Raw genomic sequence first — 14,772 nt, 5'->3', positions numbered from 1 at the left:
CTTAGCTGTACAACCACCAAATCAAGGCGCGAAGGCTTCTCCCCTACAGGGTTAATCTATTGATGGTTTGATTTGGGTCAGGGCGAAGCATTCGCGATGAACACTTAGCTGTACAACCACCAAATCAAGGCGCGAATGCTTCTCCCCTACAGGGTTAATCTCGGTGAAACCTAAACCCTGTCGTCGGGTATGGCAAAATTAAACGTAAAACCCACGATTTCCATGACAGCAATCACTTCCTCCCTACCCACTCAATACGATCCCACGACCACTGAAGCCAAGTGGCAACAGTTTTGGGAAGAACAGGGCGTCTTTCAAGCCCACCCTGAACAAGGGGGTGAACCCTATTCCATGGTGATTCCACCGCCCAACGTCACGGGTAGCCTGCACATGGGTCACGCCTTGGGACAAACGATTATGGATATCCTGGTGCGCTATAACCGGATGAAGGGGTGTAATACGCTGTGGTTACCGGGGACTGACCATGCGAGTATTGCGGTGTCCACGATTTTAGACCGACAACTGAAAGCCGAAGGTAAAACTCGTCAAGAGGTGGGACGGGAAGATTATCTGAATCGCGCTTGGCGATGGAAGGATGAATCAGGGGGTTGGATTGTTAACCAATTGCGTCGCTTAGGGGTGTCGGTGGATTGGTCGCGGGAACGGTTCACTATGGACGAAGGTTTGTCTAATGCAGTAATTGAAGCCTTTGTCCAACTCTACGACGCGGGACTGATTTACCGGGGTGAGTATATGGTGAATTGGTGTCCCCAGTCTCAGTCGGCGGTTTCGGATTTGGAGGTGGAAAATAAGGAGGTTAATGGACATCTGTGGCATTTTCGTTATCCCCTGACTGAGGGAAATGGGTCAGTGGAAGTGGCGACGACTCGACCTGAAACGATGCTGGGTGATACGGCGGTGGCGGTTAATCCCCAAGATGAACGCTATCAGCATTTAATTGGCAAAACCTTAACCTTGCCGATTATGGGGCGAGAGATTCCGATTATTGGGGATGAGTTGGTTGACCCTAGCTTTGGTACGGGGTGCGTGAAAGTGACTCCGGCTCATGATCCCAATGACTTTGAGATGGGCAAACGCCATGACTTGCCGTTTATTAATATCCTGAATAAAGATGGTACGCTCAATGAAAATGCTGGGTCTTTTCAAGGACAAGACCGATTTGTGGCTCGGAAAAATGTGGTGCAGCGACTAGAGGCGGATGGATTCCTGGTCAAGATAGAAGATTATCACCATACCGTTCCCTATAGCGATCGCGGCAAAGTCCCCGTTGAACCTCTATTATCCACCCAATGGTTCGTTCAGATTCGTCCCCTAGCTGATCAAGCGCTGGAATGGCTGGATCAGCATAACTCCCCCGACTTTGTTCCTGAACGCTGGAAAAAAGTTTACCGAGACTGGTTAGTAAAATTAGAAGACTGGTGCATCTCTCGCCAACTCTGGTGGGGACACCAAATTCCGGCTTGGTATGCGGTGAGTGAAACCGGGGGAGAAATTACCGATAGGACACCGTTTATCGTGGCTCACAATGAAGCCGATGCTCAAGAAAAAGCTTTATCACAATTTGGCGAAGATGTCAAGCTCATCCAAGATCCCGATGTGCTCGACACTTGGTTTTCATCCGGCTTGTGGCCCTTCTCAACTATGGGTTGGCCCCAACAGACGCCGGATTTAGAGACTTATTACCCCACCACCGTGTTGGTTACAGGCTTTGATATCATATTCTTCTGGGTTGCCCGGATGACGATGATGGGGGGTTATTTTACGGATCAAATGCCATTCCAAACCGTTTACATCCACGGCTTAGTCCGGGATGAAAATAACAAAAAGATGTCCAAGTCGGCAAATAATGGCATTGATCCGCTGATCCTGATCGAGAAATATGGTACAGATGCACTCCGTTATACCTTAGTCCGAGAAGTCGCTGGTGCGGGTCAAGATATTCGTTTAGAGTATAATCGCCAGACCGATGAATCGGCGTCAGTGGAAGCCTCGCGCAACTTTGCCAATAAACTGTGGAATGCGGCGCGGTTTGTGATGATGAATCTAGATGGCAAACCTCCCCAAGGGTTGGGTTCGCCACTGGAACAGGAAAGGGATAAATTAGAATTAAGCGATCGCTGGATTCTCTCCCGCTTTTATCAAGTCGTCACTCAAACCCGTCAAGAGCTAGAGGGTTACGCTTTAGGAGAAGCCGCCAAAAAACTCTATGACTTTATCTGGGGTGACTTTTGTGACTGGTATATTGAACTGGTTAAACAACGGTTGCGCCAAAAGGGAACTCAATCGCGGCAAATTGCCCAGCAAACCCTGGCATACATCCTCGATGGTATCCTGAAACTCCTGCATCCCTTTATGCCCCATATTACCGAAGAAATCTGGCATACCTTAACCCAAAAAACGGATGAATGTTTGGCGCTGCAACCTTATCCCGCCCTACCCGACTCGGAAGCAGAATCAGGCGCATTCCCTATTAATCAAGAATTGGAAAACCAGTTCGAGTTACTAATTGGCACAATCCGCACCATCCGTAACCTGCGTGCAGAAGCTGGGATTAAACCTGGGGCAAAAGCACCCGTGATTTTGCAAAGTGAAAATCCTGATGAACGTGAGATTTTAGACAAAGGTGAATCCTACCTGCAAGACTTAGGCAAAGTCGATACCTTAACCATTGTGCCAGCCTTAGAGCAAGAACTCAAAACCACAATGGCGGGTGTGATTGGCACCATTCAAGTGATTATTCCGCTAGCGGGTTTAGTCGATGTCGAGACACTTCGCGCTAAGTTAGAAAAAGACCTCAGCAAAATCGATGCCGAAGTCAAATCTCTATCTAGTCGTTTGGCGAATCAAAACTTTGTCAACAAAGCCCCCGCCCCTGTTGTGCAGGGTGCTAAGGATGCATTGAGTGAGTCTGTGCATCAAGCCGAAATTTTGCGCGATCGCCTAAAAAGACTCTAACTCTAAAGCGATGATAAATTATTACTTCTTGACGATCAATTCCTTACTGATTAACGACCAACAACTAACAGGCTATGCTACATCTGGGTGAAGTGCAAAACAACGACAATGGCGGCGGCATTGAACTCCAATTGCTAGCCCGTCAAGAATCTGATGACTCCTGGGCACTCATTAATCCACCAAAAAGCCTTTCGTTCTCATCAAATGAGGCGAACTCCTTTAATCAAGGCTTGTTAGTGTTGGTAGATATTTCTGACAATCAAGACGTTGTGAGTATTTACTCGGCGAAAGAGTGGGTGTTAAACTTCATCCAACGATATCTAACTATCGGGATTACGCCCATTTTCTTACAGGAAGAATTGACTCGCACCGAACAATGGCGACAGGATTTGACCCTACAAAGTCAAGATTTAACCCGCCAGCGTGCCGAAATGGAAGCCCGTCGTGAAAACATTCAAGCCTTGGAAATTGAATTAAAACTCAAAGAGCAACAAATTGAAGAACGGGAGGCTAAGTTACAGGAGCAATTAAAAAAGTATAACATCACTCTTCCGGATGAAGACGCAGGGGAAGCAATGTAGAGACGCGCCAAGGCGCGTCTCTTAGCAGGGGAAGCAATGTAGAGACGCGCCATGGCGCGTCTCTTAGCAGGGGAAGCAGGGGGAGCAGGGGGAGCAGGGGAAGCAGGGGGAGATGGGGAAGATGGGTGAAGCTGAGAGAGAAGAGACATTCCAATAAAACATCTTTTGTAGGGGCGAGTTTTACCACTAACATTTATTTAGTTTTCACCCTGATGTGACTAAATGTAATCAGTGCCACTAACCTCTCACTTCCCTACCCCCCTCTCTCCAATAAATCTGTGAAATCAGTGTCACTAACCTTTCACTTCCCTACATCCCTCTCTCCAATAAATCCGTGAAATCAGTGTTTTGACATAAGACGAATCACCAATCGCCGAACTCAGGATTATTTGAATCATCACGATTAGGATCAGATATAAACCCTGAACGATGACGATTGGCTGCAATCGTAAAGTCATCCTCAATATAAAATGTCACCTGAACCGGACCATATTCTTCCTCAATCATGCCCTTAATTCGTTCCACCAGTAAAGAGGTTACACCAGCAAATTCAGGATGGATGATCAGGTGCATTTGAATATACACATAACGCCCCACAATTCCCCGTGAGCGAATGTGATAACAGTGAGTGATTCCGCCAACTTGGTGAGCGATTTGCGCTAGAATTTCTGGGGCGATCGCAGTTGGCTCAACCAGTAGGGGAAACTGCCAATTCACAACCTGCCAGCCATTCCTCACCGCCACCAGAACCAGTACAATGGCTAACACCACATCCAGCCAAACTAACCCCGCCCCGACTCCCACAAGCCCCAGGAGTACGATGAGAGTTAGGCAGACATCCAGCAAGAGTTGTCGGGCATTAAACTGCACAGCCGCACTTCTGAGTAGTTTAGCTTGATACAGTCCCACTAATGCCAACCCTAAACTGGTAATCACCACGACGCCGAGTAATTGAATCAGGGGTAAACTTACCCGAACCGGTAACGTCAGCAAGTCGCCTGAGGCTTGGTTGAACAACTGTTGAATTGATATTCCCCAGACATTCAATCCGGTAAACCCAAAAAAGCCAATCAGTAAAAATAGGATCAGGGTTTCCCACTTACCATGACCATATACCGATCGCCGTATGGGATGCTCATTCGCGATCAGCTTATATAAACTCAGCAGGGTACTGAAGCTAACCAGTAACGTCTGCATCGATTCTGCCATGAGACTTAGCGATCGCGTCGCCCAAGCCGCAGAAACTTTTACCGATAAAATAAATAAAGTTAGCCAGAGCGTCGTGAATAGTATCAGACGAGTTGTCTGAATGCGATGTGATCCTTCACTCATCTGTCACAAGGTAGTGAACCCAACGGGGGAAACTACCCAATCTTAAGCCCAATCTGTGCCTTCTTTCGCCAAGATTGCTAGGGATAGGGGAGCCGGGGTTGTAGAGACGTGCCATGGCACGTCTCCGGGGTTGTAGAGACGTGCCATGGCACGTCTCTACGCTGGGGGAGATGTAATCAGTGTCACTAACCTTTCCCTTCCCAACCCCACTTTCCAATAAATCCGTGAAATCAGTTTTTTGTCCAAGATTGAAGCCAATAAACTCGAACTCTATCCCCAGGATTTTTATCTCCCTTCATTACTAATTGGCTTAACCGCTATCTTTCGTCTCAAAGCTGAACAAAAAGATATTATGTTTACCTATCAGGCTTCTCCCTCTCTACCGGAATTTATTTATGCCGATGAAAAGCGACTGCGCCAAATTTTAATGGATTTGCTATCTAATGCAATAAAATTTACTGATACAGGTGGCGTTACCTTTAGCGTAAATAGAATTGAACAAGGACAAACCGATTGGGTAACGCTATCGCTCTACCCAACCTACTTGAGCGTTTTGTGCTCTCCCTGACATGCTCCCAAACCAATGATGATAAAATCGAGAGAGACGATTATTGGTTATACTGGGGAACAACGCCAAATTCTGATTGTTGATGATCGGTGGGAAAATCGTGCCGTTCTGGCTAATATACTGGAACCGATTGGCTTTAATGTCGTAGAAGCTACAAATGGAAAAGAGGGACTAGACAAAGCCCACCCGTTTCAACCTGATTTAATCGTAGTGAGTATTGTGATGCCTGTAATGGATGGTCATCAAATGACGCAACAATTGCGCCAATTTCCTGGGTTTCAGGATACGCCTTGCCATTCACTCCATGAAATTGGCTGAAGATTTTAATTATAAATAAATTCTCAAGTCAAGTTAATTGACCAGGGTTGTTTTTTTCATAACTCTTAAAGTCCTGAGATATACTTTATTATTGTCTCTAGGCAAAATCATATTTTCTGTTCCATATTCTCGGTTTCCCATTCCTTGTCGTCTTTATGTTCAACCCTATTAAATCTCTAAACAGTATTCTAACTAACGTGGCGGGAAACCTGCCTCTGCGAACGGTTTTGATTGTACCTTTTGTGCTGCAAATTGTGGGAACGGTGGGATTGGTGGGGTATCTTTCCTATAAAAATGGTCAAAGGGCAGTTGAAAACATAGCCTATCAGTTAATCGATGAAGTGGATAAGCGCGTCGAGCAAAATGTGTACCATTATCTGGAAATTCCTCACCAGGTTACTCAAAACCTTGCCGCTGCTATTCGTACTGGGGTTGTAGACTGGAAAAATTTTCCGGGTTTAGAACGCTACTTCGCCCAGCAACTCCAAATCTATACCACGGTGAGTAGTATGGCAATCGTCACTGAGGAACGAGAATTCTTGAATGTAGCCAAATTATTAGCAAGTGATTCTTTAGTTATCCGTGTTTTAGATCAATCGACGAACTACGCCTTTCACTACTATACTGCCGATCTTCAGGGTCAGCGAATTAAACGAACCCAAGTTAGATATGACTTTGAGCCCCACAATGATCCACCCCAAGGTGATTCTTGGTATCAAGCTACAAAGCAAGCAGGTAAAGGAATTTGGCATCCGCTTGTTAGTTTATCCCAGGGCGTTGATCAACCCCTATTGCTGATCGCTAATTTTTTGCCGTTTAATGACTCAGAGGGGACGTTTCAAGGGATTTTGGTCGCTACCTTTTTTCTGCCTGAGTTGGCTGAGTTTCTAGAGGGTGTGGAAGTGGGACAAACGGGTCAAGTCTTCATCATTAATCAAAAAGGAGAACTGGTTGCTAGTTCTACGGGTGAAATCCCCTTTAAGCCAGATTTAAAGGCAGATTATCGGAAAAACTTAAATCCTCAAGACTGGCGGCTACCTATTCAACAGAGTAGGAATCCTCTGACTAAAGCGTCTGTAAAATTTCTATTGAATCAGGTGAAGCAGTGGTCTACAATCAAGCAGGCTCAAAATTTTAAGTTTACATTTAAACACAATCGCTATTTCCTGCAAGTTAATCCGATTCAGGATCAATCTGGGTTGAACTGGTTAATTGTCACCGTTGTTCCTGAATCTGACTTTATGGCAGAGATTCATGCTAATACGCGCACCACGATAGGATTGTGTGTTGCAGCATTAATTGTGTCTATTGTAGTGGGAATTCGTACCGCTCGCTGGGTGACGAAACCGATTCTACAATTAAATAAAGCCGCTGACGCGATCGCACGGGGAGAATGGCAGCAATCAATCGCCATTAACCGGGGGGATGAAGTCGGTCAACTGGCAGCATCATTCCAGACTATGGCAGCGCAACTACAACAGTATTTTACTCAACTTCAATCCTCTAATCAAGCCTTAACTCAAAGTGAAAGCCAATTGACTCAAATTCTGGAAGCGATACCGGTGGGCATATCAGTTCATGATATTAACGGACAATTAACTTATGCCAACGAAAAGTCAAAAGAGTTACTGGGAATTGAGACATTACCTGACGCCAAAACTGAGGAATTAGCCGTAACTTATCAGGTTTATCAGAGCGAGAGTAATCAATTGTATCTGGTGGGAAATATGCCCGTAGTTCGCGCTCTGAACGGGGAAAAAACGATGGTGGAAGACCTGGAAATTCATCAACCGGATCATATTGTTCCCTTGGAAGTTTATGGAACACCTTTATTAGATCAAACCGGAACAATTATCGGCGCGATCGCAGCCTTCGCTGATATCACAGAACGCAAGCGAGCCGAGACTCTCCGACGGAATTACAATCGTACTCTAGAAGCCAACGTCGCTCAACGAACTGCCGAATTAGTTGAAGCAAATGAACGATTACAACAAGAAATGGCTGGGCGTCAGTTACTCGAAGGCAAACTGCATAGTTCTGAGCAACAAATTCGGACGATTTTTGAAGCGATTAACGATATTGTCCTGATCATTGATCATCAAAAAAGCGTTCAAGTTGCACCGACGAAGCGAACGTACTTGTCCCCGGAAGACAGTAACCTGCTTAATGTAATTATCGAGCAATTTTTTGAGGATGCACAGGATCGTTGGTTTACCCAAGTTCAACAGGTATTAGAAACTGGGCAGACAATCTATTTTGACTATAATTTAAGCTGGGATAATCGCCAGACTTGGTTCACTATCTCCATTGCTCCCTTGTCTGATCAGTCGGTGATTTGGGTAGCGCGGGATATTAGCGATCGCAAACTTGCCGAAGACGCTCTGCGTACCAGCGAGTACCTGTATCGCGCCATGGCTAGAAACTTCCCTAATGGGGCAATTTTCCTGTTTGACCCTAACCTACGCTATTTAGTAGCAGATGGTCAGGCGTTAGCACAAGCGGGATATAGCTGGGAAGCGTTGCACGGGAAAACCCTCTGGGAGGTTTTACCCCCAGCAACTTGTGTCATGGTTGAGCCACTCTATCATGCTGCTTTGGCGGGAATTGAGCAGACTCAAGAAATTAGCATCGGAGGTTTAACCTATTTGTGCCAGAGTACGGCGGTGAGAAATGATGCTGGAGAGGTGATCGCGGGGATGGTCGTTACTCAGGATATCACCGAGCGTAAGGAGTTTGAACAAGCTTTAATCAGGAGCGAGAACCGCTTCCAAGAAATTGCCAGCACCGTGAGTCAATTCTTCTTTGTCCGCTCCGCGAGTTCCGGTAAGTTTCTTTACGTCAGTCCATCTTACGAAAGGATATGGGGACGCTCCTGTGAGAGTCTATATCAAAACCCCGAATCTTGGATAGAGGCGGTACATCCAGAGGATCGTGCGTCGGTTCTTGATTCCCTTAGCCAACAGTTTCAAGGACATCCGGTGAAGCGGGACTATCGAATAATTCGAGCCGATGGTGAACAACGCTGGATTACCGGTGATATTTCTGTAGTACGAGATGAGGCGGGAGAACCGGTGCGGTTTGTCGGCTTGGTAGAAGATATTACCGAACGGAAACAAGCCGAGGAAGCATTACGAGAGCGGGAGGAAGAGTATCGTCGGATTGTCGAAACCGCTGATGAGGGAATTTGGAGTATCGACATGGACGGGAATACAATATTTGTTAACCCGAAAATGGCGCAAATGCTGGGGTATTCTGTTGAGCAGATGCTGGGACAATCCATGTTTGCCTTTATGGATGAGGAGGGGAAAGGGATTGCTAACTGGAATTTAGAGCGTCGCCGTCAGGGTATTCATGAAAAGCATGAATTTAAGTTCCGCCGCCGTGATGGTTCGGAGTTGTGGACATTAATCGCCACAACTCCGATTTGTGACTCGTCGGGACACTGTACGGGAACCTTAGGGATGATTACCGATATTACTGATCGCAAACAAGCGGAAGAAGCCTTACGCTACAGTGAGCAACTGTACCGTACTATGGCAAAACACTTTCCCAATGGGGCAATTTTCTTGTTTGATCAGGATCTCCGGTATTTAGTGGCAGATGGTCAAGGATTAGGTCGCTCCGGCTCAGGATATAGTCGAGATGTACTAGAAGGAAAAACAATTTGGGAGGTTTTATCTGACCAAGAATGTGCCGTAGTTGAACCCCTGTATCGTCAGGCTTTAGCCGGGATAGAAAAAAGCCTGGAAATGCCCTATCGAGATCGGATTCAGCTCCTGCAAACGCGGGCGGTGCGAAATGAGGCGGGAGAAATTCTTGCCGGGATGGTTGTCGCCCAGGATATCACGGAACGGAAGCAAACCGAGGAATCCTTAAGAGAAAGTGAAACATTTTTACGCAGTATTTACGAGGGCATTGAAGCGGCTGTCTTTATCGTTGATGTTCTGGAAAATGGTAACTTTCGCTATGTTAGCATTAACCCGACTCATGAACGGATGTCTGGTCTTCGCTGCTCAGAAATACAGGGAAAAACACCACAAGAAATATTAGCACCAGACATTGCCGAGGCGGTGTGTCAACGGTATCGTCACTGTCTGGCGGCGGGAGAAGGGATAACCTATGAACATTCGCTACAGATTAACGAAAAAGACTCTTGGTGGATTAGTAATTTAACTCCCCTGAAAGACAGTAACTCCCGCATCTATCGACTAATTGGCACGAGCTTTAATATTAGCGATCGCAAACAGGTTGAACTCCAATTTAAGGAAAATCAAAGGTTTATCGAAAAAATCATCAATACTTCGCCACAACTGCTTTACCTATTTGACCCAACAGCGGGAACCGATCTGTATATTAATCAACAATCCCTCGATATATTAGGTTATACCCCCGAAGAAATTATCTGCCGGGGGATGGAGTTTTTCCTGGATGTCCTCCATCCCGATGACTTGCCTTTAATTGAGCGGAATATAAACTTTTGGCAAACGGCATCAGATAGCGATATTTTATCCACCGAGAGTCGATTTCGCCACAAAGATGGCTCGTGGCGCTGGTTACTTTCACGGGAAGTGGTGTTTGAGCGGGATGAAACGAATCGGGTGATTAAAATTTTGGGAACCTCTCAGGATATCACCGAACTCAAAGAAGCCGAGGATGCTTTGCGACGCTATGAACGGATTGTTTCATCGACAACTGATGCCATTTCTTTGCTGGATATGAATTACACTTATCAGATTGTCAATCAAGCCTATTTAGATTGGAATCAAAAAGGATATGACGAAATTGTCGGACATTCGGTGAGTGACTTGATGGGAGAGGAGGTATTTGAACAGGTGATTAAACCGAATTTAGATCGATGTCTGGCAGGTGAAACGGTAACCTATCAAGAGTGGTTTGATTATCCGGGGGGGAAACAGGAATTTATCAGCGTCACCTATATCCCTTACCTAGATGGAAATCAGAGGATTTCTGGTGTTGTGGTCAATTGTCGGAATCTTACCCAACTCAAACAAATTGAAACCAAATTGCGGCAAACTAATCAGGAAATGCAAGCGATTTTTGATGCATTTCCCGATATCCTGTTTCGTCTGGCGGCAGATGGTACGATTCTAGATTTTCGCACCAAAAACCCTGAGTTCTATACCTCACCAGAATCATGTCTGAATCATAACATTCAAGAGGTATTACCGACTTCAGCAGGCGCAAAACTCTATGGGGCGATTCAGCAAGTTTTGGCAACGGGATCACTGATCAGTGTAGAGTATTCTTTACCCTTTAATCAGGGTGAACAATACTTCGAGGCGCGAATGGTTCCCCTGAATCACAATCAGGTAATTGCCCTGACTCGCAATATTAGCGATCGCAAACAGGCTGAACTTGCTCTAGCCGCCTCTAAAGCTCGATTTGCGGGTATTCTGGAAATTGCTAATGATGCGATTATTTCCGTAGACGCCCAGCAACGAATTACCTTATTTAATCAGGGTGCGGAAAAAATGTTTGGCTACAAAGCAGATCAAGTATTAGGTCAATCTCTGGATTTACTCTTACCTCCTTGCGCCGCTACAATTCACCGTCAACACGTCACTAATTTTGCTGAATCTGTCGGTACAGCACGACAAATGGGAGAACGCAATGAACTTTTTGGTCGCCGCTACGATGGCACAGAGTTTCCCACAGAAGCCTCAATTTCTAAGCTGGAGATCAACGGCGAAATCTTATGTACAGCCATATTACGAGACATTAGCGATCGCAAAGCGGCTGAATTGCAATTGAGCCAGCAAAAAGAAATTCTCCAGACGATTTTTGATTATCTTCCCATCATGTTGTGCTTCTATAAAGATGGGGGAGATGTGCATTTTGTCAACCCAGCTTTTGAGCAGACATTGGGTTGGTCACTAGAAGAACTGCGAGATATTGGTGATGTTATAGCAGAGCTTTATCCTGACCCAGACTATCGCGCCTCTGTGTTAGAGTTTATGCTTAAATCTGATGGTACTTGGCAAGACTTTCAGGTTACCACTCGTACTGGTGAAATTCTAGAAACCACCTGGGCAAATATTCGCTTACCCGATGGTTCTACTGTGGGAATCGGTCAAGATATTACCGAACGCAAACAGGCAGAATTAGCCTTACAAGAGCGCGAATATAGGCTGCGTACCTTGGCAGATAATTTGCCTAATGGTTTAATTTATCAACTCGTTAGAGAACCCAATGGCAAGTTTCACTTCTCCTATATCACCGCCGGAATTGAACGATTAGTCGGAATTAAACCAGAGGAAATTATCCAGAATGCTAGTGTTTTGTTTAATCTAATTGTTGACGAAGATCGCCAGCTTAATTACCAACTAAATGAAGAATCATGGCGTAATCTTTCGCTTTATGAGATGCAGATGCGAAAGCGAACAGCTAGTGGTGATATTCGATGGTCTTATGTACGTTCCGCCCCCCGTCGTTTAGCGGATGGACGCACTGTTTGGGATGGGATTGAAATTGATATTACTGACCTGAAGAAAACCGAGATAGAATTAGCCAAAGCCAAAGATGCTGCTGAAGCCGCTAATCGTGCCAAAAGTGCGTTTTTGGCATCGATGAGTCATGAACTTCGCACGCCCCTGAATGGGATTTTAGGCTATGCTCAAATTCTTAAACCCAATCCTAATTTAACCCAAAAACAAAAGGACGGAATTGAGATTATCTACCAGTGCGGTCAACATCTGCTCACCCTAATTAACGATATTTTAGACCTGTCAAAAGTGGAAGCTGGTAAACTGGAACTCTATCCCGAAGAATTTCATTTCCCCTCCTTTATTGTCGGACTCTGTGAAATATTCCGCCTCAAAGCTACTCAAAAAGACATTACCTTTATCTATGACGCTCCCACACCCATTCCCCAAGTGATTTATGGGGATGAAAAGCGACTGCGTCAAGTCTTAATGAACCTGCTTTCTAATGCGGTTAAATTCACGGATAAAGGGAGTGTTACTTTTACAGTCATTGTTGAAATTATCACCACTCAAGACTATGGAATTGAGTCAAAATTCACTCAGGGCGGGTTGAGTCACATCCGGGCGAGTCAAGAAACGATAGAAGTGACACCCACGCCGACAGACTCAACAATGGCGGGTTTTGAACAAAGGTTATCATCAACAGATCCACAAGATAGGCTAAACCCGCCCCGACACACTCAAAAATTACAAAAGATTCGCTTCCAAATTGAAGATACGGGAATTGGCATGAGTTCCGAAGACTTAGAGAAAATATTCTTACCCTTCGAGCAAATTAAGGATAGTTCTCGCCGCCATGAAGGAACCGGATTAGGGTTAGCAATTACTCACAAACTCGTCGCCCTCATGGGGAGTAAAATTGAGGTTGAGAGCAGTGTTGGCGTGGGGAGTAAATTCGGGTTCGAGGTTGATTTACCCGCAGTTCCTGCTTCAGGGGAATTCATCCTAGAAAAACCGATGGATATGATTGTGGGTTATTCTGGTGCTAAACGCAAAATCTTGATTGTTGATGATCGGTGGGAAAATTGTGCCGTTCTTAAGAGTATTTTAGAACCCCTTCGCTTTGAGGTTCAAGACGCCACAAATGGACGAGAGGGATTAGAAAAAGCCTTGGAATGGCAACCCGATTTGATTCTGGTTGATATTGTGATGCCGGTTATGGATGGACACCAAATGACGCAACAGCTACGCCAACTCTCTGAGTTTATAAATACGCCAATTATTGCGATTTCTGCCAATGCGTTTGCCAATAACCGCGTTGAAAGTTTGGCTGCAGGCTGTACGGATTTCCTGACTAAGCCGATTGCGACAACAGATTTGCTCCAGAAAATTCAGGTGTATTTAAATGTGTCATGGGTTTATCAGGCGAAAGCAGAACAATCAAAACCATCTTCTGCATCTGGCGATATGGTAATCCCCTCTCAGGAGGAGTTAGTGGCTCTCTATGAAGCGGCGAGTCTGGGGGATGTCGCTGGCGTTGAGCAGGAAACTATGGGACTCCAAGATATGAATCCTGATTATATTCCCTTTGCCCTGGAAGTATTGGAAATGGCGGCTAATTTTGACTATGAAAAAATTGTTGATTTATTGGATAATTGTTTTGAGGATTGGTGATTTGTCTTATGTCTTATGTCCTTCGTAAGCCAGATCTCCGACAACTCCTACGAAGTCGGGCATCTGCCTGTGTACCTCACTTACTACCAAAAGCGCTATATGTTTTATGGCTTTATGCTAGACAAGTAGCAAGACATAGAAGTCGGGAACCTGGCTGTCGATTGGGAGATGAGGATAGTTTAATAGATCCTGGGAAAGTTAAATGAATTTTGAGTAAATTCACACTGGGAGCATATCAGTTTTGCACAAAATGTTCTCGTAGGTTGGGTAGAGCGCAAGCGTTACCCAACAGGCTAACGATGGCGTTGGGTTTCGTTCCTCAACCCAACCTACAAGAACTAATAGGGGGACGCAAGGGGGATCTATAACAGAAGAGGGGGATCTAAATAGGAAATAAAAATTTATGTCTAATGAATGAACCAGAATAATCAGCCACTCTGTTATAGTTTCATAATGCAAAACCTTCAAAAAATAACCATGAAAACTAAATCCATGATCAAAACTACTCGACAAGTCGTAATGAAACTCCTACCCGCACTCTATTGTGTAGTGTTAGTGGCATTAACTTGGACAGGCACATATTTTAATGCAATGCCAACAGCCCATGCTTTAACCGTAAAAACGACACCGTTTATCCTTGTCGAGTATTTTTGATCATGGATTTAGTTTTCATGGTTATTTTTTGAAGGTTTGGCATTCTGAAACTATAACAGAGTGGCTGATTATTCGGGTTCCTTCATTAGACATAAAAACTAAATCCATGATCAAAAATACTCGACAAGTCGTAATGAAACTCCTACCCGCAACATCTGTAGGTTGGGTTGAGGAACGAAACCCAACGCGATCGTTAGCCTGTTGGGTTTCGCTTGCGCTCTACCCA

The 14,772-nt window shown here is 45.1% G+C and carries 7 protein-coding genes; 6 read left to right on the top strand and 1 reads right to left on the bottom strand.

What is annotated here, in order from left to right; all coding sequences use genetic code 11:
* The first annotated feature begins 222 nt into the window (after window positions 1-222).
* Both RIM23_RS27230 and RIM23_RS27225 read left to right on the top strand, forming a co-directional pair.
* Window positions 223-2,976 carry a valine--tRNA ligase gene (locus RIM23_RS27230; protein ID WP_446371129.1) on the top strand — a complete coding sequence of 918 codons (2,754 nt, stop codon included), beginning with the start codon at window positions 223-225 and terminating at the stop codon, window positions 2,974-2,976.
* Window positions 2,977-3,050: 74 nt separating this feature from the next.
* Entirely contained in the window at window positions 3,051-3,557 is a 507-nt protein-coding gene (locus RIM23_RS27225; protein ID WP_446371127.1) for a hypothetical protein, read from the top strand.
* Window positions 3,558-3,920: 363 nt separating this feature from the next.
* Here RIM23_RS27225 and RIM23_RS27220 read toward each other — a convergent pair whose 3' ends face one another.
* Window positions 3,921-4,889 (bottom strand): cation diffusion facilitator family transporter, encoded by a 969-nt coding sequence (locus RIM23_RS27220; protein WP_446371125.1) that lies wholly within the window; start codon window positions 4,887-4,889, stop codon window positions 3,921-3,923.
* A gap of 238 nt (window positions 4,890-5,127) precedes the next feature.
* Between RIM23_RS27220 and RIM23_RS27215 the strand changes: the two genes are divergently transcribed.
* From RIM23_RS27215 to RIM23_RS27200, 4 genes are all read left to right on the top strand, one after another.
* Window positions 5,128-5,457: a sensor histidine kinase gene (locus tag RIM23_RS27215; RefSeq protein WP_446371123.1), complete on the top strand. Its 330-nt coding sequence runs from the start codon at window positions 5,128-5,130 to the stop codon at window positions 5,455-5,457.
* Window positions 5,458-5,472: 15 nt separating this feature from the next.
* Window positions 5,473-5,775 carry a response regulator gene (locus RIM23_RS27210; protein ID WP_446371121.1) on the top strand — a complete coding sequence of 101 codons (303 nt, stop codon included), beginning with the start codon at window positions 5,473-5,475 and terminating at the stop codon, window positions 5,773-5,775.
* 197 nt (window positions 5,776-5,972) lie between these two features.
* Window positions 5,973-13,892: a PAS domain S-box protein gene (locus RIM23_RS27205; RefSeq protein WP_446371119.1), complete on the top strand. Its 7,920-nt coding sequence runs from the start codon at window positions 5,973-5,975 to the stop codon at window positions 13,890-13,892.
* 477 nt (window positions 13,893-14,369) lie between these two features.
* On the top strand, window positions 14,370-14,546 hold the full coding sequence (locus RIM23_RS27200; protein ID WP_446371117.1) for a hypothetical protein: 177 nt from the start codon (window positions 14,370-14,372) through the stop codon (window positions 14,544-14,546).
* Window positions 14,547-14,772: the final 226 nt, after the last annotated feature.

Source organism: Coleofasciculus sp. G3-WIS-01 (assembly GCF_040223135.1).
Lineage (GTDB): Bacteria > Cyanobacteriota > Cyanobacteriia > Cyanobacteriales > Coleofasciculaceae > Coleofasciculus.
This window is presented reverse-complemented; position numbering and strand designations above follow the sequence as displayed.